Genomic DNA, 25,374 nt, shown 5'->3' on the forward strand with positions numbered 1-25,374 from the left:
CATGCAAGAGGTCGGATCGTAATGATTACATACTCTCTATTTGCATGTTATCTATTCAATCTCCTAAATCATTGCAATAAAAGGCTCTTTGTACCATATATACTACGTGTGGTTTTTATTCTGGAATATTAAGGGGGAAATGGCGTGGGATTCATAAAAGCAAATATCATTCCTGTTCTTGAGGAGAGCAAAAGAAGGCCGTTTGGGGGGAGACTTCTGCTTCTCGGTCAGGGGGACATTTACTTCTCTGATGATGCCTATCGCCAGATGGCCCAAATGGTTGGGGTTGAGCTTGATGGCTCCGTTCAGCCTGCTCTTTCATACAAGCCGGATTTTGCGGAGAAAGGCTGTCTTGATACCCAGTCTGTGTTCCGGCGCCTTGGGTTTTCTGAAGTCATGGCGCTCGATTGTTCGGACTTTGAAGGGGCGGATATTCTTCATGACATGAATGCCCCGGATATTCCGGAGCAGTGGCGAGGACAATTCGATGTTGTCATGGACCACGGAACGCTGGAGCATATTTTTCACTTCCCCAACGCAATGCATGCTGTTTTCCAGTTCCTGAAGATTGGTGGAAGGGCCATTACAAGCTCGCCTGTCTCCGGTTTTTTTGATCACGGTTTTTATATGATGCAGCCTACCCTTTTCCGCGATTTCTATGCGGCCAATGCATGGGAGGTGAATGCAATAAAAGTTGTCCAGTTTACGTCGAACGAGTGGACGGATCCGTGCACGTTTGTCGACTATGAACCGGATCGGCTTGACCCATCCAGGTATGGAAAAATGGACGGGAATTTTTGCGCAACTTTTTGCGTCGCGACAAAAGGCGCGCAATCCACGGGCAAGGTTATTCCCCAGCAGGGGTGGTATGCAAGGCAAGCGGCCTGGAAACCCTGTTCAGCGGTGCATGCCTCCATGGCTGACCCGGTGTAGTGCCTGATTGTCCTGTTGCCGGGGAACGCCCTGATGAGAGACGCGTATCTTGCTTTTGGTACCCCTGATTTCACTGAAGCTGAAGTAGACGCTGTTGCCCGTGTCATGCGTTCCGGCTGGGTCGGCATGGGGCAGGAGACCCTGGCATTCGAAAGCGAGCTGGGTGCATTCATCGGTGCGCCGGAGGTCGTGACCGTCAACTCGTGTACTTCTGCGCTTTTTCTTGCTCTTCTGGTTGAAGGGATCGGTCCGGGAGACGAAGTGATCGTTCCCAGCCTGACGTGGTGTGCCACAGCCAATGCGGCGCTCTATCTTGGTGCCACGCCGGTGTTTTGTGATGTTGATCCTTACAGCATGTGCGTGACGCCACAAACCGTTGCTGCAAAGGTGACGGGGCGAACCCGGGCGGTTGTTGTTGTGCACTATGGCGGTTACGCCGTTGATGTTGAGGCATTGAGGGCATCCCTGCCGGCGGATGTCATTCTTGTCGAGGATGCCGCCCATGCACTGGGTGCCATGTATGCTAACGGCAGGCCCGTGGGGGCGTCGGGCCATACGGTTTGCTTCAGCTTCTATGCCAATAAAAATGTGTCTACGGCCGAGGGTGGTGCCCTTGCGCTGTTTGACTCCGGGAAGGCGGAACGTCTGCGGCGCCTGCGTATGAACGGCCTGGAATCCCATGCCTGGTCACGATACATCCGGCCGTCTGTGGCCTTTTCTGCCGATGTAACCGAGCTTGGTTACAAGGCAAACTTTACAGATCTTCAAGCCGCGATCGGGCGGGTGCAATTGAGCCGTCTGCCCGAAATGGCGCGCGTCAGGCTGATGATTGCTGAACACTACAGGAAACGTCTGGACGCCTTGGGGATAGAGGTAGCTTTTCAGCAGGGTGTCTTTGACAGGAGTCATGCCCGGCATTTGTTGGTCATCCGGTTCGATCCCGCCAGAACCATGATCAGGCGTGATGACTTGCTGCTGGCGCTGCGGGCCCGCAATATTGGTGCCAGCATTCATTATCGGCCGCTGCACAGGCAACCCCTGTACAGTGCACAGGGGGTGGTTTGTCTGCCCGTTACGGAATTCTTGGCGGATACAATCATGACCTTGCCGATCAGCGCCAGGATGACGTTGGCTGATGTGGATTATGTTGTCGGGCAGTTGGCCTGTCTTCTCAATCATGAAAAGGTCCTGCAATGATTACCTGTGCACCGGAATCCACGCTTGCAGAGACCTATGATTTTGGTGGCCGCCTTTCAGCCCGGTTCCCCTCGCAGATCATCATGGATATTACCGAGGTCTGTAATCTGGCCTGCACCCACTGTCCTCACCCCGTCTTTGCCAAGTCAGAGCATTACGCCGGACGTTATCTTGATCCGGCGCTGAACGAGAAGATGATCGAGGAGGTGCGCCAGCACGGGCAGGGACGCACCCGCTATATCCGTTATACCAGCAATGGCGAGCCGTTGGTTCACCCCGATGGTTACAACATGATCAAGGCTGCGGTGGATTATTCCGGTGTCTTTGTGACCTTGACCACCAATGGAAAGATCATGAACGAAAAGCGGACCCGTAACCTGCTGGAGGCAGGGGTACACCTGATCGATATCAGCATTGATGCATTTCGCCCCGAGACGTATGCCAAGATTCGTGTCAAGGGCAACCTTGAGGTGACGCGTGAGAATACGTTGCGTCTGATCCGGTGGGTAAGGGAAAGCGGGGCAAAAACCAAGGTGGTGGTCAGCTTTGTCGAGCAGCCGGAAAACACCGCCGAAGCGGCCGACTTCGAGCGCTACTGGAAAGATCAGGGGGCGCAGTACGTTGTCATGCGCCGTTTGCATTCCCATTCAGGGGCCGTGGCTGATGTCGCAGATGCAAGTCGGGTTGTACAGGCAGACGGTGTGCGTCGTCCCTGCTTGTATCCCTGGGAACGCATCACGGTCAATGCACGTGGTGATCTGGCTTTTTGCCCATCCGACTGGGTGCATGGGTCGTATGTTGCCGATTATCGCAACACCACCATTCATGAAGAATGGCAGGGTGCGTTTTACCGTCGCCTGCGCGAGGCGCATCAAACCAACGCCTACCACAATCACCCGTTCTGCGGGCAGTGTCCGGACTGGGCCGCAACCCGCTGGCCCCGCGAGGGACGGAGTTACGCCGATATGGTGGAGGATTTCATTCAGGATGAGAGTCCGGTGCCATGAGTCATGTGACCCAGCCCATTGCCGGTAGGGTCAAGGGACCTTGTGTTGGACAGCGTTTCTGAAGGGTGCGGGAGTGGAGCATGTTTCATGAATGATATGGCAAGCAGGCATGAGCCAGAAAGATTACAGAAGGAGACGTTGGAGGCGATATTCTCAAGAACAGACCTTACAATATTCGAGATATTGAGGAACTTTCCTGTTTTTACTCCTCGATTCAATATTGCAAGGTTTCTTTCGCATTATGAAATATTCAAGAAGATAATAGATGTTCCAGGGGTCATTGTTGATCTTGGTGTCTATCGTGGGGCATCCGCTTTCACATGGGCCAAGTTATGCGAAATTTTCTGCCCTACGGATATTCGGAAAACTGTCTTCGGCTTTGATACGTTAGAAGGTTTTGTGCACCTCGATCATGAAGATGGCCCCGAGAATGTGGCGCAGGATCGTGTGCCCGGGGGGTATTTCGGCGGAGCCTCGGTGGAGGCTGATCTGGCTCTTGCTCGTGATGCCATGGACCAGGACAGGCATCTAAGGCACAAAAGTCGCATTGAATTTGTGAAGGGTGATGTGTGTGACACGATTCCACAGTTCATCCAGGACAAGGGAGAGGGGTTGCGCATAGCCCTTCTTAATCTTGATCTTGACCTTTACAAGCCTACACAGGTTGCGCTGGAGCATTTCGTGCCGCGTATGGCCAGAGGTGCTATCATTATTGTTGACGAGTATGCTGTTGATACATTTGGCGGTGAGTCCAAGGCCGTTGACGCGTATTTCGAAAAGCGTTTTGGCAAGCGTCCACGTATCGTCAAGTTCCCCTGGCACAGCAATCCAACAGGCTTTATCGAGGTAGACTGGTGAGAGTTGGCGCTATTCAATCCTCCTTTATTCCATGGCGCGGGTATTTTGATATTATTGCCAGCGTTGATCTGTTCGTTTTTCTTGATGATGTCCAGTATACAGTCCGTGACTGGAGAAGTCGCAACAAGATCAAGACATCCAAGGGGGCTGAGTGGCTTACGGTCCCTGTCGTGCATGAGAAACAGACGCAACGTATTTGTGACACTCGGATCCAGAATGCGGTGGCATGGCAAAAAAAACACCGTGGTACGTGGTCTTTTTCCTACCGTTCCGCGCCATATTTCGACGCTGCCATGGACGTACTGTCCGGGTTTGATGACGTACGGCACACAACCATCAGCCAGTTGAACATCTATCTGATCCGCAGGATCTGTGCGTATCTGGACATCAAGACCCCGATGATCCCGTCCAGCGAATTATCCCTGCAGGGGAGCAGGACAGATCGCCTTGTTGATATGATCAAAAAGCTGGGGGCTACAATATACCTGAGCGGACCAAGCGCGGATGCCTACCTTGACAAGGGCGCGTTCCGGGACCACGGCATCCAGCTTGAATACAAGTCTTACGATTACGATCCCTATCCGCAGCTTTGGGGCGATTTTATCGGCGGGGTGACGGTGCTGGACCTGATTGCCAATTGCGGTCAACAGGCAAAGCATCTTGTGCGGAGCCGGACACCAGACAGGATTATAGTCGCGAAATGAGAAAATCAAAGCTTTCCATCATTGTCTTTGGCAACGTCAACAACTATCCCTTGCTTCTGGTCCGTGGCCTTCGGGCATTGGGTCATGATGCCCGTCTGATTCTGAACCATAAAACTGCACACCACATGCCCGAAGCGCTGTTTCCGGAGTGGGCCAATGCCTATCCCGACTGGATTTATGATTGTTCTTACCTCACCGATCTGGATGTCGCTTATCAGACGCAAGCGCTGGATCATGCCATTTATCGCCTTACCAACAAGGTGGATCTGGCCATTCTGAATGATACAGGGCCGGCACTGGCCTGTTTCCTGAATGCACCGCATATTTCCCTGTTGACCGGGCATGATCTTGCCAGCCACGCCAATTTTGAGTCCTTGCACATACGAACGGGAACATGGCATCCAAAGCTCCGGCGCTCGCCGGAAGGGCGACGGTACGTATTGCGGTTCTCTGATTTTGTGGTTCGGCAGCGGGACGGTATTCTGGCGTCCGAAGTTATATGCTACTTCCAGCGTGGACTGATACCGTCCGGGGATCATATTCTTGATGACATCGGGGTTTCAGATGAACGACGCTTTATGGTGTACCTGTCCAATACCCTTGATCTCGAATATCAAAGCCTCCCGCACAATGAACGCCTGACCATCTTTTGTGGCAGCCGGATTGTTTACAGGCCAGATCAGCATCCGGGCTTCAGCCCTCTGGATTTCAAGGGGACGGATGTTCTGATCAAAGGGTTTGCGCAGTATGTCAAGGGTGGCGGGAAAGGATTGCTCCGCTTGCCCCGGAAAGGGCAGGATCAGGAGGCTGCTGCGGAACTGATTGCAGACCTGGGTATCGGAGCCAGTGTTGAGTGGCTGGATGAACTGCCCCTGTTTGCCTATTACAAGGAAGTGGCGGCGGCAGACCTGGTTTGTGATCAATTCGGCACAGCCTTTCCGGGAATGGTGACAACAGACGCCTATGCCATGGGGCGCCCTGTTATGGCCAAGTTGCGTAATGAGATCTTTGCGCAGCATTTTCCGGAACCAATGCCTGGATTCGATGCCAGCACCCCCGAGCAGATCTGTCAGCATTTAACACTGTTGGACGAGAGACGGGATCTTCTGGAGGAGATGGGGCGCAAAAGCCGACGGTATGCCGAACAATTTCTGGCGCCCGAGGTCATGGCAGAACAGCTGCTGGCGCGATACGAGTCCTTTTTGTAGGGAAGGCAGGGGATGCCATGAGTGTAACGCTGGTCATGGTCTGACCGACAGGCTTCTGTCCCGGAATGGAAAAAGGCCGCACCCGAAGGTGCGACCTTTTCCTTTGGCATACCACAAGGGCAGGAAGAGAAAGGCTTAGAAGCCCATGTCACCCATACCGCCCATGCCGCCCATGCCGCCGCCCATCGGGGCTTCCTTCTTTTCAGGAATTTCGGCAACCATGGCTTCGGTGGTGATCAGCAGGCCGGTCACCGAAGCGGCGTCCTGCAGAGCTGCACGCACAACCTTGGTCGGGTCGATGATGCCAGCCTTGATCATATCCACGTATTCGCCGGTCTGGGCGTTGAAGCCGAAGTTGACGTCCTTCTGCTCCAGCAGCTTGCCAGCAACAACGGCACCGTCGGTACCAGCGTTTTCGGCAATCTGACGCACCGGAGCCTGCAGGGCGCGGCGAACGATTTCGATACCAACGTTCTGGTCTTCGTTCACACCCTTCAGGGATGCCAGGGCGCGGGTGGAGTACAGCAGGGCAACGCCACCGCCGGCAACCGTGCCTTCTTCCACTGCAGCGCGGGTAGCGTGCAGGGCATCGTCAACACGGTCCTTGCGCTCTTTCACTTCCACTTCGGAACCACCGCCGACGCGGATCACGGCAACGCCGCCGGAAAGCTTGGCCAGACGTTCCTGCAGCTTTTCACGGTCGTAGTCCGAGGTGGTTTCCTCGATCTGCGCACGGATCTGCTTGCAGCGCTCGTCGATCTTGTCCTTGGAACCCGCACCGTCAACGATGGTGGTTTCTTCCTTGGAGATGGTCACGCGCTTAGCCGTGCCCAGCATCTGCACGGTGACGTTTTCCAGCTTGATGCCGATGTCTTCGGAAATTACCGTACCACCGGTCAGGATGGCGATGTCTTCCAGCATGGCCTTGCGGCGGTCGCCGAAGCCCGGAGCCTTCACAGCCGCAACCTTCAGGCCGCCGCGCAGCTTGTTGACCACCAGGGTGGCCAAGGCTTCGCCTTCGATGTCTTCAGCAACAATCATCAGCGGCTTGCCGGACTGCACAACAGCTTCCAGAACCGGCAGCAGCGGCTGCAGGGTGGACAGCTTCTTTTCGTGCAGCAGGATCAGCGGGGATTCCAGCTCTGCCACCATCTTTTCGCCGTTGGTGACGAAGTACGGGGACAGGTAGCCACGGTCGAACTGCATGCCTTCAACCACGTCCAGTTCGGTGGTCAGGCCCTTGGCTTCTTCGACGGTGATCACGCCTTCCTTGCCGACCTTGTCCATGGCCTTGGCAATCATGTCACCGATTTCTTTTTCGCCGTTGGCGGAAATGGTGCCGACCTGGGCCACTTCTTCAGAGGTGGTGATCTTCTTGCTGCGGGTCTTGATGTCCTCGACCACAGCGTTGACAGCCAGGTCAATGCCGCGCTTCAGGTCCATCGGGTTCATGCCGGCGGCAACAGCCTTCACGCCTTCGCGGACGATGGACTGGGCCAGAACGGTTGCGGTGGTGGTGCCGTCACCGGCCAGATCGGCGGTCTTGGAAGCCACTTCGCGCAGCATCTGGGCGCCCATGTTCTCGAACTTGTCTTTCAGTTCGATTTCCTTGGCGACAGAAACGCCGTCCTTCGTGATGCGCGGAGCACCGAAGGACTTGTCGATGATGACGTTACGGCCTTTGGGACCCAGGGTGACTTTCACGGCATTGGCCATGATATCCACGCCGCGCAGCAGGCGGTCGCGGGCATCGGTAGAAAACTTAACGTCCTTGGCAGCCATTGTTTTTTATCCTCTAGGTAAAGATATGGTGAAAGGCGACAGGGAAAGAACGAAGCCTCAGGCTTCGATCACGCCCATGACGTCTGCTTCCTTCATGATCAGGAGATCTTCGCCTTCGATCTTCACTTCTGTGCCGGACCACTTGCCGAACAGCACCTTGTCGCCGGCCTTCAGGTCAAGGGCAACCAGCTTGCCGTCTTCGCCACGGGCACCGGGGCCAACAGCAATGATCTGGCCCTGCATCGGCTTTTCCTTGGCGGTGTCGGGGATGATGATCCCGCCGGCTGTCTTTTCTTCGGAGTCAACGCGCTTTACGACAACGCGGTCATGCAACGGACGAAATTTCATTGGGTTCCTCCAGAACGAGCGTTTCCCAGTTGAACATCTCACCAGGTCAGGGGAGCCCGAGGTTTCTGTTGGCACTCCCCCCCGGAGAGTGCTGACAGAGGTAATACGGACCGCCTTTTCTGTCAAGGGGGGTGTTAGCGTCAGGGTTGTTATCGCGCGGGGACGAACAGCGTGTCACCGTAGCCGGTTTTTCAGCCGTTTGTACAGGCCGATTCCCAGAAGCCCGGATGCGATGAACAGGGCAACGGACAGCCCAACCTGGGTGGTTGCATCCACCTGTACCCCGGCGCCCAGAAGGGCGAAAACAACAGTTTGCGGAATGTAGCCGACCGCTGTTCCGCCCAGAAAGCGTGACGGAGCCAGCGCGGTGACGCCGGCGGCCAGGTTGGTCAGCAGGTTTGATCCCACGGGCAGGAGTCGCACCAGCAGGGTCATGGTGAACGGGTGGTGCCCCAGCAGGGCGTCGATGCGTTCGATCCGGCGGGCGAACAGGCGACGGATGGCGGAGCGCCCCAGAATCCGGGCATAGAAGAACGCCGTGGCGCAACCCATGGTCTGTGCCAGCAGGGCCAGCAGGCCCCCTTCGACAAACCCGAAGGCATAGCCGCCACCAAAGGCGACAATCTGGCGGGGGACCCCGATGGCGGCGACCACGGTGCCCACGGCAACAAACAGAAGCTCTCCGTTCAGGCCCTGTCCGACGATCTGATCATCCAGCCAGTGGGTGTCCAGGGCCTCGGTCAGCCCGAACTCCCGGGCACCAAAGCCAACGGCGGCAAGGGTTGCGATCATCACAAGCCCCTTGAACAGGGCTTTGAGCGGGTTGCTGCGCCGCAGGGTTTCCTCGGCGTCGTCGTGCAGCAGTGTTTCAGGAGACAGGGACATGGAACCCCGGCTCAGTCCTGCTGTTCAAGAACCGGGTTGCGGGCCCGGCGCTGCAACCACATTACGCCGACCAGGTCGAACAGGCTGACCCACAGCCGGTTCCACACACCGTATTTCGATACGCCCCGTTCGCGCGGGCGGTGGTTGACGGGAACGCTGACAACCTGTCCGCCTTCACGCAGGGTCAGCGCCGGCAGGTAGCGGTGCATGTGGTCAAAGCGCGGGAATTTCAGGAACAGGGACCGGGCAAACAGCTTCAGGCCACACCCGGTGTCGGGGGTTCCGTCGTTCAGCAGCCACGCCCGCACGCCGTTTCCAATGTGCGAGGACAGGCGGCGCAGTTCGTTGTCCTGCCGTTTTTGCCGGTGTCCGGCGATCAGAAGGCGCGCGGCATCCAGGCCGGTGCGTTTCTCTTCATCCCGCAGGCGGGTCAGCAAGGCGGGAATGTCGGCCGGGTCGTTCTGTCCATCGCCGTCCAGGGTGGCAATCCAGGTGCCACGGGCTGCCAGAACCCCTGTATAAATCGCCTGACTTTGCCCGCAGGCGGTGCGGTGGCGCACGCAGCGCAGGGCCGGAAACCGGGCGCGGGCCTCGGCCAGGCGGTGCGGGGTGGCGTCGTTTGATCCGTCATCGACATAGACAATCTCGAACGGTACCACGCCATCCAGGGCGGCGGCGATTTCTTCGATCAGGGGCAGGATGTTGTCAGCTTCGTTGTGGACGGGCACAACAACAGACAGGTCCGGGCAGCTTGGTTCAGTCATCACACACGCGCAGGCCATACAAGGGATCAGCCGGTTGTACCGCCGGGGCCGCCCGGTGACCAGAGAAAAGTCCCGGGCGGCGTGCGGTTTCGGGGTCAGGCGTCCAGCTCTGCCGGTGCTTTCAGGTCTTCTCCGGCGATGGCGCGGTCCAGCAGGGCAATGGAGCGGTCCAGCCCGTACAGGGCAAAGAAGCTGCCCATGCGCGGCCCCTGTTCCTGACCCAGCAGGATTTCATACTGGGCCCGGAACCAGTCGCGCAGGCCGGGATAGGTTTCGCCGTGCTGTTTGCCGATGGCATAGACAATGTTCTGCAGGTCTTCCCCGGACGCATCGGCCGGGGCGGCTTTCAGCGCCTCGCGCAGGTCGGCCAGGGCGGTCTTGTCGGCGCTGTTGGCGATGCGGTACTGCTTGGTCGGGCGGACAAAGTCGTTGTAGTAGACAATCGCGTAACGCACCAGCCGGTCCAGGAACGGCATTGTTTCCGGCGACGATCCCGGGGCGTAGTTGCGGATGTAATGCCACAGGACAGCGGGGTCATCGGTGTTGGCCACCCCGACCAGGTTCAGCAGGATGCCGAAGGTCAGCGGGGTTTTGTCGGTTCCCGGTTCCCCGTTGTGGATGTGCCAGGCCGGGTTGGTCAGGCGGGCGACCGGGTCCTGTTCCGCAAAGGCGGCGGCATGGGCCACATAGTCATCCACCGCGCGGGGGATCACATCGAAGTACAGGCGCTTGGCAGCCTTTGGCTTCTGGTACATGAACAGGGCCAGGGATTCTTCGGGGGCGTATTTCAGCCAGTCTTCCACCGACAGGCCGTTGCCCTTCGACTTGGAAATCTTTTGCCCGTTTTCGTCCAGGAACAGTTCATAGGACAGGTTCTTCGGCGGCGTGCTGCCCAGGATGCGGCAGATCTTTCCGGCCAGGTCCACCGAAGGGATCAGGTCCTTGCCCGACATTTCATAGTCCACGCCCAGTGCGTGCCAGCGCATGCCCCAGTCGGGCTTCCACTGCAGCTTGCACGCCCCGCCGGTGACCGGCACTTCCACCTTTTCCCCGGTCTGGGGGTCCTGATAGACGATGGTGCCGGCATCCACGTCGCGGTGGATGACCGGAACCTGCAAGACCACACCTGTGCGTGGGCACAGCGGCAGGAACGGGCTGTAGGTGGCCTGACGTTCGGCGCCTAGGGTGGGCAGCATGACGGCCATGATGGCATCATAGTGTTCCAGAACCCCGCGCAGGGCCTGGTCAAAGTGGCCGCCGGTGTACATCTCGGTGGCGGACTTGAACTCATAATCAAAGCCGAAGCTGTCCAGGAACCCGCGCAGGCGGGCATTGTTGTGGTGCCCGAAGCTTTCGTGGGTTCCGAACGGGTCGGGAATGCGGGTCAGCGGCTTGCCCAGGTGTTCGCGCACCCTGTCCTTGTTGGGGATGTTGTCCGGGACCTTGCGCAGGGCATCCATGTCGTCGGAAAAGGCGAACAGGCGGGTCGGGATGTCGGGCGCCAGGATTTCAAAGGCCCGGCGGACCCACGAGGTCCGTGCCACCTCGCCAAAGGTGCCGATGTGCGGCAGGCCAGAGGGGCCATAGCCGGTCTCAAACAGCACATAGCCCTTGTCCGGCACCTTGCCGTTCAGCCGTTTGTCCAGCAGGTCGCGGGCTTCCTGAAAGGGCCAGGCCGAGGACTCGCGGGCGGAATGGGCAAGAGAGTGTGACATGATGTGTCAGATCCGTTACGGGCTGTTGATGGACGAAAGGGTCTGTACGCAATGCGAATCGCCTGCATGCGTTGGTCTGCACCCTAGGGCCGCAGGGGTGATCCGTCAACGTACCTTGCGGCGTTCCGACCCCCTGCTGTACCGTGTGACTTTACCTTTGAGTGTTTTTCTGCCCGTCAAACGATCAAGGGGTGTTTCCCATGTCCTCGCTGCGTTTTTTGTCGGTCAAGCACCAGATTCACTTGGTTCTGGCTGTTTTTCTGGCCCCGGCACTGGCTTCGGTTGCCCTTCTGGTCTGGCACGAGAACGAGGCCATCAGCTTCGCCCGCAAGGAAACGGTGGGGACGGCCTATATCACCCCGCTTCTGGACGCCCAGATTGCCACGGCCCGTTACATGGTGACCGCCACGAATCCGGATGCGGGAACCGTGGCCCGCGTTGCGGCGGGGCTCGAATCGGTGCGGGGGCAGGCCGATCTTCTGGACATGCGGGGCCCCCACGCGATTGTGGAGCGGCTGTGGACTGATTTTGCAGCGGTACCCGGCCCCGAGCGGGCGCGCGACATGATCGCGGGGCTGGAGTCTGCTGTTGCGCAGGCCGGGGATCATTCCAACCTGATCCTGGATCCGGAGCTGCCCAGCTATTACCTGATGGATTCCCTGGTCGTACGCTTGCCGAAGATGATTACCGGGGTGGCGGATATGGCCGGGTACGTGCTGGAGGCATCGGCATCCGGCGATACCTGGCTTGATATCATCCGTGCCAGCGCGGTGATGGGGGGGCACCTCTCGGCGCTGGAAAGCGGGTATGCCACGGTTATGGAGACGTCAGAGGATTCGGCTGTAGCCGCCATGATGCCGGCGCTGTCCACCCGTGTTTCCGGGGCGGTGGATACGGCGTTGGCCAGCGTTGGCCGTGGGCAGGGTGCTGTCTCCGGTCAGGAGCGCCAGGCGGTTCTGCTGGCCGCGCTGGATGCGTTCGAGGACATGCGCCGCCGGTCCTTGTGGGGCCTTGAGACCATCCTGAATGAACGGGTTCAGGGGTCGGTTGTCATCCTGTCCATCAGCCTGTTGATCCTGGCCCTTTTCTTCGGTGCGGCCTGGTATACGGCAAACCGCTATGCCGTGGAATCGCTGTCGGTTCCGCTGGTGACCCTGCGCCGGTCGATCCAGCGTCTTGCCGAAGGCGATGTGGAAACCCCGGTGCCGGATTTCTGGCGGCGGGACGAAATTGGTGCCATTGCCTCAGCCCTGAAGGTGTTGCGCCATACGGCAACCCGTGCCTTTGCCCTGGGGCAGATGCTGGAAGCGATGCCGGTCAATATTGTGACGGTCAGCCCCCAGGATGGGCGGATCAGCTGGATCAATGCCGCCACCCGCAATGCCCTGGAACAGATTGCACCATCCCTGAACGGATTGCCCCCGGGGACAGACAGTCTGGAGGGGCTTTCGGTCGACCTGTTCCACCCGCAGCCGGGCTGGCTGTCGGAGCTGGTGGCCGACCCCGGTCAGTTGCCGTGGACAGGCGAGGTTCATCTGGGTAACGAGCGGGTGGCCCTGTCCGTGTTTCCGGTTCTGGACCATTACGGCCAGATGACAGCGGCCATGCTGACCTGGAGCATTGTAACCTCCAGCCGGCGGATGGCCGAGGTGTTCGAGACCAGCATGGAAGGTGTGGTCGGGGATGCCGGTGTGGTGCAGGAAGCCGCCCGCAAGCTGGATACCATTGCCTGCCGCGCAGCCAGTGGTATTGACATGGTCAATGGTGCGGTCAGCCAGGTTTCGGACTTCGTGACCAGCCTGGCCTGTTCGGCCGAGGATTTGTCCCGTTCCAGCGCCGATATGATCGAGCGTTTGTCCAGTGCCAATACCCTGACCATCAACGGCGTGGAAATGGCCGAGGACAGTATGCGTGCCGTGTCCGGTCTGTCGCGGGTGGCAAAGGAAATTGACGGTGTGGTGGATCTGATCACGGACATTGCGGAGCAGACCAACATTCTGGCCCTGAACGCCACGGTCGAGGCCGCCCGGGCCGGAGCCGCCGGCCGGGGGTTTGCCGTGGTTGCCAACGAGGTGAAAAAGCTGGCCCGCCAGACCGCCGCCGCCACCGAGGATGTGCGGGTGCGGGTTGCCGCTGTGGCAGATGTCAGCCAGGACGTGGCCAATGCCATGATCCGTGTCAGTCGCCTGATTTCCGGTGTCAACGGACTGGTTGGTGACCTGACGTCATCGATGGTTGACCAGTCCCGTGCCACGGGGGTGATTGCAGACAGGATCCAGCAGACATCCACCCGGATGATCCAGGCGGCCGAGGATCTGGACGCCCTGTCCGAAGCCGCGCAGGCCACGCGATCCGAAGCGGGGTCCTTGCTGGAGGTATCCACCACCCTGTCGCAGCGATCCGGCCGGTTGAGTCGGGAGTGGTCGGGGTTCAGTGCGGGAGCCCTGCGGTTGGCGGTATAAGGCCGGGTGTGTGAAAACAGCCTTGCCATATGAGGGCGATACTGCTAAAAACCCCGCCTCGACAGCGCGTTCCGGCGTAGCTCAGCGGTAGAGCCCCCGACTGTTAATCGGGTTGCCGTAGGTTCGAATCCTACCGCCGGAGCCATCGAATTAAAAAAGCACCCCGTATTCTGCGCGGGGTGCCTTTTTTCATGCCCGGTGCATCGGATGTATGCAGGTATCCTGCCTTGATGTCGGCATGTCGTCGATAAAACCAGATTATGCCGATCGCATAATGCCAGCCAGATCACAACGTGTTGTATTATATGTTCTTGTACGTTCTTTTTTGCGTACACCATAGCGTGTTTGTGGTAATCAGAACGTAGCGTCAGGGTTTGTTCCATGCCTTGGCAACAGGCTGTGTGTTTGTGTGCTGTGTCGTGTGCGGGGGGTGTTTGTGACGGTTGGTTTTGATTGTGGGGCGGCGGACCCTGTTGACAGCCATCTGGGGCAATCCCTGCGGCAGTTCCGCAAGTTGCGTTTGTTGACGTTGTGTTCCCTGGGGCAGGTTGCCGGGGTGTCGCCGCAGCAGATCCACAAATACGAACGTGCGGTGGACCGTATTCCGGCGTCCCGCCTGTTTCGTATCGGCTGTTGTCTGGATGTGCCGGTCCAGGCTTTCTTTGATGGTCTTGAAGGGTGCGTGGCCCCCGCCGACTATCCGCTGGATGGTGATCAGCTGCGCCTTCTGGCCTGGCTGTCCGTGCTGACGGCGGAGCAGAAAAAAGCCGTTTTCCGTCTTGTGCAGTCCCTTGCCGGCATGGGCCGTCCCGGGGGGAGATGATCGCCGCGCTTTCTGCGTGGTGCCGTGTGATGGGCAGGTGACGGATGTCTGCGGGCGCGTTATGGTCCCCTCCATGACGTGCGGACATCCTGATACGCTTGAGCTTTTGCTGCCCGATGCCCCGGTTCTTGTTGCCGGTGCGGTGTCGGCGGTTGTGTTGACGCCCGACGGGGAGATCCTGACCCTGGACCGGGCGGCGGCTGTCCGCTGGCTTGCGTCTTCGGCTCCTCCGCTGGTGTGCCATGCGCCGGCGGTGGCGGCATGCCTGGGCCGTGCGCCTTTTCCGGCCTGTGATGTTCTGGAGCTGTACGCTTTCGTGCGGCCGGCGGTCTTTTGCCTGCCGACGGTGGCCGGGCTGGCAGCGGCCTGTCATATTGCCTTGCCCGCTGGGCCGGAGCAGGAAGCAACCACCCTGTCGGCGGTTGTGGTGGCCCTGCTGCGGGATCTGTCCACCTTGTCGCGCACGTCACGGCCCCAGGCGCGTGCGCTGGCCTGGGGGTTGCTGCGGGCGGGGTGGCCGTGGGCCCGCTGTGTGTTGCATGCCCTTGGTGAAACCGGCGACCCGCCGCACAGCCGAGTGGTGGCTGCGGGATTCCGGGTGTGGGAAAGCCTGCCGGAGATTTCCGAGCATGCGCCCGAACCGCCGGCCTCCTGTGTGCCGGTCAGCCCGGCCGATGCCCGTGCCCGGTTGGCACAGATTCTGGGCGGCGCTGCCGAGGACCGGCCGCAGCAGGCGGATTTTGCCTCGGCGTGCTGCGAGGCGTTCGAGCCCCGTGATGCCGAGGGGGAACCTCGGTTCGTGCTGGCCGAGGCCGGAACCGGTGTGGGCAAGACCCTGGGCTATGTCGCTCCGGCCAGCCTGTGGGCCGAGAAGAATGGCGGTGCGGTATGGTTGTCCACCTATACCCGCAACTTGCAGCGCCAGCTGGAGGATGAACTGGCCCGCCTGTACCCCGACCCGCGCGAGAAGGCGCGCCATGTTGTGGTCCGCAAGGGGCGCGAGAATTACCTGTGTCTGTTGAATCTGGAGGAAGCCGCCGGTCGCCTGTCGGTCAACCCGGCCCGGGCGGTTGCCCTGGGGCTGGTGGCCCGCTGGGCTTTGGCAACCCGTGACGGGGCCATGATCGGCGGTGATTTTCCGGGATGGCTGGTGGATATTCTGGGGCGTTCCACCGTAGCGGGCCTGACCGACCGCCGGGGGGAGTGTGTCTTTACCGCCTGCCCGCATTACAACCGTTGTTTTGTTGAACGGTCGGTGCGCAAGGCCCGCCGGGCGCGCATTGTGGTGGCCAACCATGCCTTGGTGATGCGGATGCTGGGCAACGGCTCTGCCGCGTCGGGGGGTGATCCCGGGGGCGGGCTGCCGGTCCGTTATGTGTTTGACGAAGGCCACCATGTGTTCGAGGCGGCCGATGGTGCCTTTTCGGCTCATCTGGGGGCGCTGGAAACAGCGGAACTGCGGCGCTGGATTCTGGGGGCGGAAGAGGGTACCCGGTCCCGTGCCCGTGGGCTGCAACGCCGTGCCGAAGAATGCGTGCAGGATGATCCCGCTGCACAGGATGCGCTGGATGCGATCCTGCACGGGGCCCGCTGTTTGCCCGGGCCGGGGTGGATGAACCGTCTGGGGTCGGACAGCCCGCATGGCCCGGCGGAGCGGTTTTTGCACCGGGTGCGGCAGCAGGTGTATGCCCGGTCGCAGGAAGGCGGGCACCCGTATTCCCTGGAAGCGGATGTCGAGCCGCCGGTCCCCGGCTTGGCTGCTGCTGCGGCAGAGCTGGAGCGTGCCCTGGAAACCCTGTCCCGTCCGGTCCAGGACCTGATGAAGGCGCTGGCCGTGCGCCTGGATGCCGATGCAGCAGAGCTGGATGCATCGGTGCGCTTGCGGATGGAGGGGTTGATCCGGTCTCTGGAACGCCGGGTGCTGCGGCATCTGTCTGCCTGGCGTGCCATGCTGGACAGCCTGCAGACCCGGACGCCGGAGACATATGTGGACTGGTTCGCCGTGGAACGGCTGGACGGGCGGGATTTTGATGTCGGCATGCGCCGGCACTGGATCGACCCCACATTGCCCTTTGCCCAGGTGTTGCAGGATGCGGCCCATGGCGTGCTGGTGGCTTCGGCAACGCTGCGGGATGGATCCGGTGATCCGGCCGTGGACTGGAAGGCTGCCGAGGCCCGCACCGGTGCCGTGCATCTTTCGTTGCCGGCTGTGCGGGCGGCGGTGGCGTCTCCGTTTGACTATGCCGGCCAGACCCGGGTGCTGGTGGTGACCGATGTACGCCGTGACGACGCGGCGCGGGTGGCGGCGGCGTTCCGGTCGCTGTTCCTGGCGTCCGGCGGAGGTGGTCTGGGGCTGTTTACGGCGGTATCCCGGTTGCGCGCTGTGTACGAACGCATCATGCCGGCAATGGCCGAACATGCCATTCCGCTGTACGCCCAGCATGTGAGCGGAATGGATACGGCCACGCTGGTTGACCTGTTTCGTGCCGACGAACCTTCGTGCCTTTTGGGAACGGATGCGCTGCGCGATGGCATGGATGTGCCGGGGCGTGCCCTGCGTCTGGTGGTGTTTGACCGGGTTCCCTGGCCCCGCCCGGACATCCTGCACCGGGTGCGGCGCAAGGCCTTTGGCGGGCGTGACTGGGATGACCGCCTGACACGGCTGCGCTTGAAGCAGGCCTTTGGGCGGCTGGTACGACGGGCGGATGACCGGGGTGTGTTCGTCCTGCTGGATCCGCTGTTGCCATCGCGTTTGCACGGGGCGTTTCCGCCGGGGACCGAAGTGCGCCGCCTGGGTCTGGCCGATGCGGTGCGCGAGGTATCGGACTTTCTGGGACCTGTCCCGGCCTGCCCCCCGACCGCGTAGGGAAGGGCAGGCCGGGGTATCCCTCAGGCGGCGATGCTGGCATGCCCGAAGGCAAAGTTCCTGTACAGCTGCTGCACCCACTGGGTTACGTGGCCGTGCGGCAGGGTGCGCCCTTCGATCTGGATGCAGGGCGATACCTTGGAGAAGTTGCCGGTGGCAAAGATCTCGTCGGCCTGCATCAGGTCATCGTAGGACAGCGTTGTTTCTTCCACCCGGGTGCCATCGGCCTGCAACAGGGCAATAACGCGCTGTCGTGTCAACCCGTTCAGGAAGCTGCCGTTCGGAACCGGGGTGCGGATGATGCCATCCTTGACCAGAAACAGGTTGGCGGCGGCAAATTCCGCCACGTTTCCGTGGTTGTCGAGCATGACCGCCGTATTGAAGCCGCGTTGATGCGCGTCGCTGAGGGCCCGGCTGACATTCGGGTACAGGCAGGCAGCCTTGGCCGCAGTGGGTGCGGCATCGGGTGTCGGCCGGCGAAAGGGAGACTGGGTGGCGCTGAAGCCCTGGCTTGCGGGCGGCATGGCGATTTCAAACAGGTGCAGGGCAAAGCGGGTCGAGCTGGCATCAGGGACCAGAAAGCCGTTGTCACACCAGAACAGGGGTTTGATGTACAGGGCCTTCTTTCCGCCGCTGCGGGTAATACCTTCCCGGGCCAAGGCTGCGATATCCGCCCCGCCGAGGGTCGGGTTCAGCCCCAGGATGCGGGCAGACTGAACAACCCGTTCACAGTGGGCTTCCAGGTCCGGAGCTACACTTTCGTAGTAGCGTGCCCCGTCGAAGGCCGTGCTTCCCATCCATACGGACTGGGTGCCCGGTCCCATGATCATGGGGTTGCCGGTGTGCCAGGTGCCATCAACGAAAACTATGGAAATGCCGGGTTGGGTTGATTGTGTTGACATAAGCGCGCTCGTATTCCTTGCAGTTTGTTTCGAGACAAACCTGTTTCCTCGGCTGTCAGCATACAGGTTGCGCTGTATTTCTGCCAATAAATATACCTTACCGTGTGAGCGGTGGTGTTCGTGTCGATTTTTCGGGGATGTCTTTATTGGCTGGCCCAGAGGATTCGCGCCGACCAGGCGATGTCTGTCTGGTCTATGGCTTGATCCGTGCTGCCGGCCCCGAAGGGCTGGACGATCATGCGGGTTGCTGTTGTTCTTGTCAGTTCACCAATGATCAAGGTCTTGTCTTTGGTGTAGATGACAACCCGATCGCCGCGCCTTGCAGTTGCGTTTGGGGAGAGGATCAGCCGGTCGCCGTCGCGATAGACCGGCAGGCAAGTGTCACCGTGAATTTCCAGCGCCCAGGCGTCCGCATCCCTGACATCAGGAAAGGCGATGGCGTCCTGGGTGCTGTCGGGGGTGTTTCCGGCAGCATCCAGCCCGTTGCGGGCCTGATTCTGGCTGACCAGGGGCAGGATGGATTGTGGGGGGGGGGATGGTTCCGCCATGGCTTCAGCGGCCTGCTGCAGGAAATGTTCCGGACGCGTATCAGTGGCCTGCAAGACCTTGGACAGGCTTTCTGTCGTTGGCCAGCGGGGTTTGCCGTCGCGGCCAAACCGTTTGGACGGGTTGAACGTGGTCGGGTCCAGGCCTGCTTTTTTTGCCAGTGCCGATGGGGACAGTCCGTGATCTTCGGCCAGGCGGTCAAGGGCTGTCCACAGGGCGTGATGGGTAAGCATGCGTTCTGCTCTCCAGTTATCGGGAACACACTGTGTAAGCTCGCCCTTGACGAGCAAGGATTATATTCCTAGACCATGGGGTGCTTCTTGATAGTGTCTTAACGTGGAGACGACCTGATGGCAACACGGCGAAAGGCGCCGCGCCCCCTGAGTATACGAGAAAGTTGTCCGTTCATGAGTGCGGAGGAGGCTTGGTTATGGTTCTGGCGGTGCCAGCTGGCCCGTGACGAGGGGGCGCGTTTTGTGGCGGATGCCGGTGACACGGCGCGGCCCTGTGATCCCGATGATGTGTACCGTGTGGCGGCCGGGTTGCGGCAACAGAATGTGCTGGGAGCACGGCAGGCCATGGTTCTGGCCCGTTACGGGCGTGCATTGGCTCCACCGGATGCCCGCCTGGAGGAAGAGCGGCAGGCCGCCCGGTGGTGGGAAGAGGGGCTGAGACTTCTGGAAGAGCCATTGCGGCGCAAGGGGATTGTCGGGTGATGGCCGGGGAGTCTGATGCCGTTGTTGGCTTTTCCGGCGTAGCGGATGTGCCCTTTCTCAAGATATTGCGCCCGGGGTTCCGTCATTGCCTGATCGCGGTCTGTGATGCCGGCCGTGGGGGGTGGGTTGTGGTCAATCCCATGGCGCACTGTACCGAAGTGATCGTGATGCCTGTTGATCCGGTGTGCCCGGCTCTGGATGTGGCGCAGGTGATGGCGGCGGGGGGCTATCAGACGGTTGTTACGCGGCGGGGTGTGCCGCCGCACCGTTTGGCGCCGGTGCGTGTCTTTAGTTGCGTGGAGGCGGTGAAGCGCATTCTGGGGCGTCGCTGGCCCTGGGTTCTGACGCCCTGGCAGTTGTACCGGGCGCTGTTGAATGAGAAAAAAGACCTCTAATAGGAAAATATTCTTGACTTTTGGGGTGTCTCTCTGTATACCAATCCCTGTCAACGCCGGAGGTGTGTCCACCGTGCCGGATTGCTGACGGGGGAAACCCGCCTGTCGTTCCGGCAGGCGGGTTTTTGGCGTTGGCGTGTTGTGTTTCTGGATTGTGTGAACAGGGGGATTTGATGGCCAGTTTTACGCCGTCCACCAATGCAGCCATGATGCTGGCCATGCGCCGTTTTGGTCCGTCTCATGCCGGGTCGGCCTTGCTGTCATCGCATATGTCCGGTTCATCCGGGCTGCGTGGTTTGCCAATGCCCGAGATCCGTATTGCTCCTGTTGTTTCCGCTCCACCACCACCTCCTCCCCCGGCTCCCGCTCCGACAGAGCCGGCAGGCGGGGGGAGTGTGCCATCCGCGCCTGTCGTATCCGTGTTGGCAAAGGCATCCCGGGAATCGGTTGAGGCGGCGCGTCCGCGCCCGGTCCGGCCCCGGTATTTGCCCCTGTTGTCCGGATACTGGACTGAAACCCTGTCCGGTACATCGCGGGACCGGGGGGATGGTGGTTCAACCCTGTCGGGCCGTCGTTCGCTGCTGGGGGAATAGGGCATGGGGCGTTCCCTGGATATTCGTTTCAAGATGGACCCGGAACCCGGGCATGGTGGTGCCGAGGGTCTTCTGGCCCGTTATCAGCGGGCGCTGGAGCGTCGCCGTCTGTGGGAGGCGCACTGGCAGGAATGTTATGAATTTGCCTTGCCCCAGCGGACCGGTCTGTTCGGGTCTCCGGTCGGGGGAAAGCGCACGGACCGTCTGTTTGACGGGACGGCGCCCGATGCCGTGGACCAGCTGGCCGCAAGCTTGCTGGCCGAGTTGACGCCGCCCTGGACCCGGTGGTTCGGTCTGGAGGGTGGCGTCGGGCTGGACGAGGTGGGGCGGGCGTCTCTGGCACCGCTGCTGGAAGATGTGGCCGAGACACTGCGTCTGCATTTCGACCGCTCGACCTTTGCGGTGGAGCTGCACCAGTGTTTCCTGGATCTGGTGACAATCGGTACGGCGGCCTTGCTGTTCGAGGAAGCCCCGCCGGGCGAGATCAGCGCCTTTCGTTTTTCGGCAATCCCGATGACGGAGCTGACCCTGGACGAAGGGCCTTCGGGGCGGCTGGATGTGGTGTATCGCCATGCCGCGATGCCGTTGTCCCATGTGCGGCACCGGTTCCCGGACGCCGATGTGCCGGATGTGCGCCCGGGGGGGGCGATGACAGCGGCGACCCGCTGGTGGAGGTTCTGGAAGCTTCCGAGCCTGTGCCGAACGGGTACCGGTATACGGCGCTGTTGCTGCCATCGGGTTCACATTGGTCCGGGGAGCGGACTGTTGTGCTGCGTGACGGAATGTTTCCGGCCTCGCCGTTTGTGTGTTTCCGCTGGCTGAAAGCACCGGGGGAGGCATACGGGCGGTCGCCGGTGATGAAGGCGCTGCCCGATATCAAGACGGCCAACAAGGTGGTGGAGCTGGTGCTGCGCAATGCATCGATTGCGGTGACCGGGATCTGGATGGCCGAGGATGACGGGGTGTTGAACCCGGCAAACATTTCGCTGTTGCCGGGATCGATCATTCCCAAGGCACCGGGATCCAGCGGGTTGACGCCGCTGGCCACCCCGGGGCGGTTTGATGTCAGCCAGCTGGTTCTGGATGATCTGCGGGCGCGGATCCGCCATGCGTTGCTGGCCGATCGTCTGGGGCAGGTCAACAGCCCGCGGATGACCGCGACCGAGGTTCTGGAGCGATCCACCCAGATGGCCCGTATCCTGGGCGCGACCTATGGGCGTTTGCAGACCGAACTGCTGACGCCGCTGGTCATGCGGGCGGTCTCGATCCTGCGGCGGCGCGGGGAAATACCGGATCTTCGGGTGGACGGGCGTCTGGTGGACCTGCGCTACAGCGCCCCGGTGGCCCGCCAGCAGGCCCGGGATGATGCCCGCAACGCGCTGATGTGGCTGGACAGCCTGCGGCGTCTGGGGCTGGAAGGCATGGCGGTGGTTGATCCGGCCGCAGCCGCACGTTGGCTGGGCCGGGCGCTGGGGGTGCCGGCGGATCTGCTGGCCTCACCGCTTCCGGTGCCGGTACGGCCGGTTCCGGATGGGGATTCCAGTCCAACGGATGCAGGTGAAGGAGACGGCACATGACGCAAGACGCCGGGCGCGATGCCTGGCTGTTTCCGGGGCCGGGGCACGGTGTTGTCCCCGACCCGGAGCAGGCAACCGGGCTGGCCACGGCGGCGGCGCGGTGCTTTGCCGGTGTGGACGGGCAGTGTGTGCTGGATGCCTTGGTCGGGATGACCCTGCACCGGACAGCCGGGCCGGCGTTGCCGGATGCGGCGCTGCGTCACCTGGAAGGACAAAGGGCCCTGGTTGCCTGGTTGCTGGCCTTGATTGATCGCGGCGGCGGAGTGGTTCCGTTGTACCGGAAGACATGCAGTAACGAGAGGACGGAATGATCCATTTATCTGATACACCCAGTACCGCTGTTTCTGTCGGGGGGTGTGCCCCTCCGGCTTTGGCGGCGGAACGTCCGGCTGTTTCCCGCAGCGGGGCGGCGGATGCCGAGCGTGAAGCCCTGGTGCAGGCGTGCCGGGAGCTGGAGGCCCGGCTGCAGGCCGGCAAAGGGGGTTCGGGGCCTGAATCCGGCTTTGACGGGCGCCGGGCCCTTGATCGTTTGCGCGGGGTGCCGGACAAGCCGGAGGATTATTGCATTACCTGTCATCACCCGTTGCTGGAGCCGGATCCTGATGTGAACGCCCGTCTGCACCGGTGTGGCTTTACGGCCGAGCAGGCGCAGCTGGTCTATGACCTGGCGCTTGAAAAAGTGATCCCGGTTCTGGAGCAGATGGCCGAAGTCTTTGAGGCGGAGTGCCAGAAGACGCGTCTGGTACAGCATTTCGGGGGGGAGGACCGCTGGCACGAGATTCAGCGTCAGGTTATGGCCTGGGGGCGGGCGAATCTGTCGGCGGATGTTCTGGAGACCCTGTCACGAACGGCAGAGGGGGTGATTGCCCTGCACCGGATGATGACCTCTCCGGAACCGGGGCTGGGCCGGTCTGGCGGGGCAGGTGTGGCGGCATCGGAAGACGATATCCGGAGTCTGATGCGTGATCCCCGCTATTGGCGCGACCGCGACCCGGCGTTGGTCCGCCGCGTGAGCGAGGGATTCCGGCGCCTGTATCCCGGATAGGGAGGTGGCTGGTCAGTTCCCCTTGCGGGCGTTGTTGAGGCGTTCCCCGGATTCCAGGACCTGTTTGACCGCCCGTTCGGAGTCGTCCACCATCGCCCGCAAATCGGCGATATAGCGTTTCATGGTGTTTGCAACGGTCCGGAATTCCGGTTCGTAGCGTCCGGCACCGGCGGCCTCGATGGCGATGTTGGTGGCAATACCGTTGGATTGCTCGGCGATACGCCGGATGGTCTGGGCGTGGACAGAAATCTGCTTGGCATGGTCGCTGATGGTGGAGATCGCGCTTTGTTCCTGATCTTCCCTTTCCCGGTCGGACAACTCGTGCACGGGAAGGGAACTGGCGTTTTCCTCACCACCTTCGCCGCCTGACGTGCCGTTGTTGGACGCAACCAGTTCTTCGGCCCGGGCCTGCAGGGTGTTCATGTCTTCCTGAACCCGGTTCAGCTGGCTGACCAGCTGCCGGGTGTACTGGGTCAGGGCCCGCACGGCCACGCCGGCGGTTCCGGCCCGGCCGGCGGCCAGTTCGGCATTCAGTGACAGAATCCGCATGTCTTCGGACAGTTCACGCAGTTTGACAAAGGCCTGCAGGGCGGTTTCGCACTGGGTGAACATTTCGCCGGCCCGGCCTTCAAGGCGGTGCTCGACAACAACCGGTGCGTCGGCCGGGATTTCTGCGGCTGCTTCTGTGGCTGCTTCTGTGGACACGTCGTTGCCTCGTCTGCCACGGGGTTGACTGGGGTCTGCGCGGCGCAATCCGGGACCGTTTCCGGGCGGATGTGGACGAACCAGGGCCACACCGTCCCAAGGATACGAGCCCCGGGCGACGGTGCAACACAAATGACGGTTTTCGGGTGTTTGTTTTTCCGCCGGGTCGTGTCCTGCTCCCCGTTGTCGTTTTTCAACCATAAGGAGCTTTTATGTCAGTCTCTGTCGACAAGTCTTTTATCAAGCATTTTCAGGCCGATGTGCATCTGGCCTATCAGCAGTACGGGTCCCGCCTGCGCCCGACGGTGCGCAGCAAGGGAGGAATAAGGGGGAGTTCGACCGTTTTCCAGAAGGTTGGCAAGGGCACGGCCTCGACCAAGGCGCGCCATGGCATGGTTCCGGTCATGAACATGGACCATACCCCGGTGGAATGTATCCTTCAGGATTATTATGCCGGGGATTGGGTGGACCGCCTGGACGAGCTGAAGACCAGCCTGGACGAGCGGGCCGTTCTGGTAAAGGCGGGGGCCGGTGCCTTGGGGCGCAAGACCGACGAGCTGATTCTGGCCGAGATGGCCAAGGCAACCGTGTCGGCGCTGGACGGTACAACCGGGATGACGCGGGAAAAGGCCCTGGCCGCTTTCGAGCAACTGGGCAATGCCGATGTGCCCGATGACGGCGAACGGTTTGTGATTGTCGGCTGGAAGCAATGGTCTGAACTTCTGAAGATTTCTGAATTTGCGCGTTCGGATTATATAGGACCCGACGCGTTGCCGTGGCAGGGTACCCAGGCCAAGCGGTGGTTGGGCAGTTTGTGGATGCCTCATACCGGTCTGCCCCTGTCTGAAGGAAAAGTGCGCAGCTGTTTCTGGTATCACCGTACGGCGGTCGGGCATGCTGTTGGCTCTGATGTGGTGACGGATATTTCCTGGCACGGCGACCGGGCTGCCCATTTTGTCAACAATATGATGAGTCAGGGTGCGGCCCTGATTGATACCCGGGGCATTGTTTCCATGCCATGCCTGGAAACATGAGGATTGCTGCCACGATTGCATGATTGCAGGACAAAGGAATGCCGCCATGGCTTTTGAACGTTGCAACCTGTCTGTTCTGTCGTATGCCAATGGATTTACCCAGTGGCATTACCGGACTAAAGATACCACCCTGGCAACCGGGTATTTCAACAGCGTGGCGGACATGCTGCGCAAGGGGGACCTGATGGTGGTCAACCTGGATGATGAAAACACCCGCACCGTGGCCCTGTACCGGGTCCAGGATGCGGGACGTTCAGGGGTGACTGTCACGGCCCTGTCCTGACAGCCGGTTCACGGTGATGTCTTCCC

Annotated in this window: 26 protein-coding genes and 1 tRNA gene; 19 read left to right on the forward strand and 8 right to left on the reverse strand. The window is 60.8% G+C overall.

Annotation, left to right across the window (positions count from 1 at the left end; genetic code table 11):
* Positions 1-144 precede the first annotated feature (144 nt).
* From HEQ72_RS03345 to HEQ72_RS03370, 6 genes are all read left to right on the forward strand, one after another.
* The gene (locus HEQ72_RS03345; protein WP_168022554.1) at positions 145-933 is read left to right on the forward strand and encodes a hypothetical protein; all 789 of its coding nucleotides are present in this window, start codon (positions 145-147) and stop codon (positions 931-933) included.
* A gap of 33 nt (positions 934-966) precedes the next feature.
* On the forward strand, positions 967-2,130 hold the full coding sequence (locus tag HEQ72_RS03350) for a DegT/DnrJ/EryC1/StrS family aminotransferase (RefSeq protein ID WP_168022555.1): 1,164 nt from the start codon (positions 967-969) through the stop codon (positions 2,128-2,130).
* A complete protein-coding gene (locus tag HEQ72_RS03355) occupies positions 2,127-3,137 on the forward strand; it encodes a radical SAM/SPASM domain-containing protein (protein WP_168022556.1) in 1,011 nt (336 codons plus the stop codon). Before HEQ72_RS03350 ends, HEQ72_RS03355 begins: the two co-directional genes overlap by 4 nt.
* 96 nt (positions 3,138-3,233) lie before the next feature.
* Positions 3,234-3,995, forward strand: a complete 762-nt coding sequence (locus tag HEQ72_RS03360) for a TylF/MycF/NovP-related O-methyltransferase (protein WP_245184132.1) — start codon at positions 3,234-3,236, stop codon at positions 3,993-3,995.
* Complete coding sequence (locus tag HEQ72_RS03365; RefSeq protein WP_168022558.1) at positions 3,992-4,699, forward strand: WbqC family protein; 708 nt, start codon at positions 3,992-3,994, stop codon at positions 4,697-4,699. Before HEQ72_RS03360 ends, HEQ72_RS03365 begins: the two co-directional genes overlap by 4 nt.
* Positions 4,696-5,907 (forward strand): glycosyltransferase family 4 protein, encoded by a 1,212-nt coding sequence (locus HEQ72_RS03370; protein ID WP_168020281.1) that lies wholly within the window; start codon positions 4,696-4,698, stop codon positions 5,905-5,907. The genes HEQ72_RS03365 and HEQ72_RS03370 overlap by 4 nt, the downstream gene beginning before the upstream one ends.
* 135 nt (positions 5,908-6,042) lie before the next feature.
* On the opposite strand, the gene groL is transcribed toward HEQ72_RS03370, so the two are convergent.
* The 5 genes from groL to HEQ72_RS03395 form a co-directional block, all read right to left on the reverse strand.
* Entirely contained in the window at positions 6,043-7,689 is a 1,647-nt protein-coding gene (gene groL, locus HEQ72_RS03375) for a chaperonin GroEL (RefSeq protein ID WP_168022559.1), read from the reverse strand.
* 57 nt (positions 7,690-7,746) lie between these two features.
* A complete protein-coding gene (gene groES, locus HEQ72_RS03380) occupies positions 7,747-8,037 on the reverse strand; it encodes a co-chaperone GroES (protein ID WP_066134482.1) in 291 nt (96 codons plus the stop codon).
* 174 nt (positions 8,038-8,211) lie between these two features.
* Positions 8,212-8,922 carry a TVP38/TMEM64 family protein gene (locus tag HEQ72_RS03385; protein ID WP_168020279.1) on the reverse strand — a complete coding sequence of 237 codons (711 nt, stop codon included), beginning with the start codon at positions 8,920-8,922 and terminating at the stop codon, positions 8,212-8,214.
* An 11-nt stretch (positions 8,923-8,933) separates the two neighbouring features.
* On the reverse strand, positions 8,934-9,686 hold the full coding sequence (locus HEQ72_RS03390; RefSeq protein ID WP_168022560.1) for a glycosyltransferase family 2 protein: 753 nt from the start codon (positions 9,684-9,686) through the stop codon (positions 8,934-8,936).
* Positions 9,687-9,781: 95 nt separating this feature from the next.
* Positions 9,782-11,401 (reverse strand): lysine--tRNA ligase, encoded by a 1,620-nt coding sequence (locus HEQ72_RS03395; RefSeq protein ID WP_168022561.1) that lies wholly within the window; start codon positions 11,399-11,401, stop codon positions 9,782-9,784.
* A 200-nt stretch (positions 11,402-11,601) separates the two neighbouring features.
* Here HEQ72_RS03395 and HEQ72_RS03400 point away from each other — a divergent pair, with 200 nt between their 5' ends.
* The 4 genes from HEQ72_RS03400 to HEQ72_RS03415 all read left to right on the forward strand — a co-directional run bounded on the left by HEQ72_RS03400 (position 11,602) and on the right by HEQ72_RS03415 (position 17,552).
* A complete protein-coding gene (locus HEQ72_RS03400) occupies positions 11,602-13,863 on the forward strand; it encodes a HAMP domain-containing methyl-accepting chemotaxis protein (RefSeq protein WP_168022562.1) in 2,262 nt (753 codons plus the stop codon).
* A 70-nt stretch (positions 13,864-13,933) separates the two neighbouring features.
* A tRNA-Asn gene (locus HEQ72_RS03405) sits at positions 13,934-14,008 on the forward strand.
* A 291-nt stretch (positions 14,009-14,299) separates the two neighbouring features.
* Positions 14,300-14,686, forward strand: a complete 387-nt coding sequence (locus HEQ72_RS03410; RefSeq protein WP_168022563.1) for a helix-turn-helix domain-containing protein — start codon at positions 14,300-14,302, stop codon at positions 14,684-14,686.
* 61 nt (positions 14,687-14,747) lie between these two features.
* A complete protein-coding gene (locus tag HEQ72_RS03415) occupies positions 14,748-17,552 on the forward strand; it encodes an ATP-dependent DNA helicase (protein ID WP_416046652.1) in 2,805 nt (934 codons plus the stop codon).
* Between the two features lie 23 nt (positions 17,553-17,575).
* Here the strand turns inward: HEQ72_RS03415 and HEQ72_RS03420 are convergent, their stop codons facing one another.
* Complete coding sequence (locus HEQ72_RS03420; protein WP_168022565.1) at positions 17,576-18,454, reverse strand: branched-chain amino acid aminotransferase; 879 nt, start codon at positions 18,452-18,454, stop codon at positions 17,576-17,578.
* A 143-nt stretch (positions 18,455-18,597) separates the two neighbouring features.
* Entirely contained in the window at positions 18,598-19,233 is a 636-nt protein-coding gene (locus HEQ72_RS03425) for a S24 family peptidase (RefSeq protein ID WP_168020270.1), read from the reverse strand.
* Positions 19,234-19,350: 117 nt separating this feature from the next.
* Here HEQ72_RS03425 and HEQ72_RS03430 point away from each other — a divergent pair, with 117 nt between their 5' ends.
* From HEQ72_RS03430 to HEQ72_RS03455, 7 genes are all read left to right on the forward strand, one after another.
* Positions 19,351-19,716, forward strand: coding sequence for a hypothetical protein (locus HEQ72_RS03430; RefSeq protein ID WP_168022566.1), 366 nt, complete (start codon positions 19,351-19,353; stop codon positions 19,714-19,716).
* Positions 19,716-20,111 (forward strand): hypothetical protein, encoded by a 396-nt coding sequence (locus tag HEQ72_RS03435; RefSeq protein ID WP_168022567.1) that lies wholly within the window; start codon positions 19,716-19,718, stop codon positions 20,109-20,111. The genes HEQ72_RS03430 and HEQ72_RS03435 overlap by 1 nt, the downstream gene beginning before the upstream one ends.
* 173 nt (positions 20,112-20,284) lie before the next feature.
* The gene (locus tag HEQ72_RS03440) at positions 20,285-20,704 is read left to right on the forward strand and encodes a hypothetical protein (protein WP_168022568.1); all 420 of its coding nucleotides are present in this window, start codon (positions 20,285-20,287) and stop codon (positions 20,702-20,704) included.
* A gap of 3 nt (positions 20,705-20,707) precedes the next feature.
* Positions 20,708-21,526, forward strand: a complete 819-nt coding sequence (locus HEQ72_RS11685; RefSeq protein WP_322099471.1) for a portal protein — start codon at positions 20,708-20,710, stop codon at positions 21,524-21,526.
* Entirely contained in the window at positions 21,472-22,281 is an 810-nt protein-coding gene (locus HEQ72_RS11690; RefSeq protein WP_322099472.1) for a portal protein, read from the forward strand. Before HEQ72_RS11685 ends, HEQ72_RS11690 begins: the two co-directional genes overlap by 55 nt.
* Positions 22,278-22,592, forward strand: a complete 315-nt coding sequence (locus HEQ72_RS03450) for a hypothetical protein (RefSeq protein ID WP_209316171.1) — start codon at positions 22,278-22,280, stop codon at positions 22,590-22,592. Before HEQ72_RS11690 ends, HEQ72_RS03450 begins: the two co-directional genes overlap by 4 nt.
* Entirely contained in the window at positions 22,589-23,326 is a 738-nt protein-coding gene (locus tag HEQ72_RS03455) for a capsid assembly protein (protein ID WP_168022569.1), read from the forward strand. Before HEQ72_RS03450 ends, HEQ72_RS03455 begins: the two co-directional genes overlap by 4 nt.
* A 12-nt stretch (positions 23,327-23,338) precedes the next feature.
* Here the strand turns inward: HEQ72_RS03455 and HEQ72_RS03460 are convergent, their stop codons facing one another.
* On the reverse strand, positions 23,339-24,031 hold the full coding sequence (locus tag HEQ72_RS03460; RefSeq protein WP_168020265.1) for a chemotaxis protein: 693 nt from the start codon (positions 24,029-24,031) through the stop codon (positions 23,339-23,341).
* Positions 24,032-24,243: 212 nt separating this feature from the next.
* Here HEQ72_RS03460 and HEQ72_RS03465 point away from each other — a divergent pair, with 212 nt between their 5' ends.
* On the forward strand, positions 24,244-25,065 hold the full coding sequence (locus tag HEQ72_RS03465; protein WP_066134517.1) for a phage capsid protein: 822 nt from the start codon (positions 24,244-24,246) through the stop codon (positions 25,063-25,065).
* Between the two features lie 46 nt (positions 25,066-25,111).
* The gene (locus HEQ72_RS03470) at positions 25,112-25,348 is read left to right on the forward strand and encodes a hypothetical protein (protein WP_168020263.1); all 237 of its coding nucleotides are present in this window, start codon (positions 25,112-25,114) and stop codon (positions 25,346-25,348) included.
* The last annotated feature ends 26 nt before the right edge of the window (positions 25,349-25,374 follow it).

The sequence above is a fragment of the Haematospirillum sp. 15-248 genome (assembly GCF_012102665.1).
Classification (GTDB): Bacteria; Pseudomonadota; Alphaproteobacteria; order Rhodospirillales; family Rhodospirillaceae; genus Haematospirillum.

Bases quoted from the DNA above. Each gene is read 5' to 3' on its own strand.
- HEQ72_RS03415 (WP_416046652.1), top strand. From the start codon at position 14,748: ATGGTCCCCTCCATGACGTGCGGACATCCTGATACGCTTGAGCTTTTG.
- HEQ72_RS03465 (WP_066134517.1), top strand. From the start codon at position 24,244: ATGTCAGTCTCTGTCGACAAGTCTTTTATCAAGCATTTTCAGGCCGAT.
- HEQ72_RS03470 (WP_168020263.1), top strand. From the start codon at position 25,112: ATGGCTTTTGAACGTTGCAACCTGTCTGTTCTGTCGTATGCCAATGGA.
- HEQ72_RS03360 (WP_245184132.1), top strand. From the start codon at position 3,234: ATGGCAAGCAGGCATGAGCCAGAAAGATTACAGAAGGAGACGTTGGAG.
- HEQ72_RS03430 (WP_168022566.1), top strand. From the start codon at position 19,351: ATGGCAACACGGCGAAAGGCGCCGCGCCCCCTGAGTATACGAGAAAGT.
- HEQ72_RS11685 (WP_322099471.1), top strand. From the start codon at position 20,708: ATGGGGCGTTCCCTGGATATTCGTTTCAAGATGGACCCGGAACCCGGG.
- HEQ72_RS03395 (WP_168022561.1), bottom strand. From the start codon at position 11,401: ATGTCACACTCTCTTGCCCATTCCGCCCGCGAGTCCTCGGCCTGGCCC.
- HEQ72_RS03355 (WP_168022556.1), top strand. From the start codon at position 2,127: ATGATTACCTGTGCACCGGAATCCACGCTTGCAGAGACCTATGATTTT.
- HEQ72_RS03420 (WP_168022565.1), bottom strand. From the start codon at position 18,454: ATGTCAACACAATCAACCCAACCCGGCATTTCCATAGTTTTCGTTGAT.
- HEQ72_RS03350 (WP_168022555.1), top strand. From the start codon at position 967: ATGAGAGACGCGTATCTTGCTTTTGGTACCCCTGATTTCACTGAAGCT.
- HEQ72_RS03385 (WP_168020279.1), bottom strand. From the start codon at position 8,922: ATGTCCCTGTCTCCTGAAACACTGCTGCACGACGACGCCGAGGAAACC.
- groES (WP_066134482.1), bottom strand. From the start codon at position 8,037: ATGAAATTTCGTCCGTTGCATGACCGCGTTGTCGTAAAGCGCGTTGAC.
- HEQ72_RS03400 (WP_168022562.1), top strand. From the start codon at position 11,602: ATGTCCTCGCTGCGTTTTTTGTCGGTCAAGCACCAGATTCACTTGGTT.
- HEQ72_RS03435 (WP_168022567.1), top strand. From the start codon at position 19,716: ATGGCCGGGGAGTCTGATGCCGTTGTTGGCTTTTCCGGCGTAGCGGAT.
- HEQ72_RS03390 (WP_168022560.1), bottom strand. From the start codon at position 9,686: ATGACTGAACCAAGCTGCCCGGACCTGTCTGTTGTTGTGCCCGTCCAC.
- HEQ72_RS03440 (WP_168022568.1), top strand. From the start codon at position 20,285: ATGGCCAGTTTTACGCCGTCCACCAATGCAGCCATGATGCTGGCCATG.
- HEQ72_RS03450 (WP_209316171.1), top strand. From the start codon at position 22,278: ATGACGCAAGACGCCGGGCGCGATGCCTGGCTGTTTCCGGGGCCGGGG.
- HEQ72_RS03425 (WP_168020270.1), bottom strand. From the start codon at position 19,233: ATGCTTACCCATCACGCCCTGTGGACAGCCCTTGACCGCCTGGCCGAA.
- HEQ72_RS03455 (WP_168022569.1), top strand. From the start codon at position 22,589: ATGATCCATTTATCTGATACACCCAGTACCGCTGTTTCTGTCGGGGGG.
- groL (WP_168022559.1), bottom strand. From the start codon at position 7,689: ATGGCTGCCAAGGACGTTAAGTTTTCTACCGATGCCCGCGACCGCCTG.
- HEQ72_RS03370 (WP_168020281.1), top strand. From the start codon at position 4,696: ATGAGAAAATCAAAGCTTTCCATCATTGTCTTTGGCAACGTCAACAAC.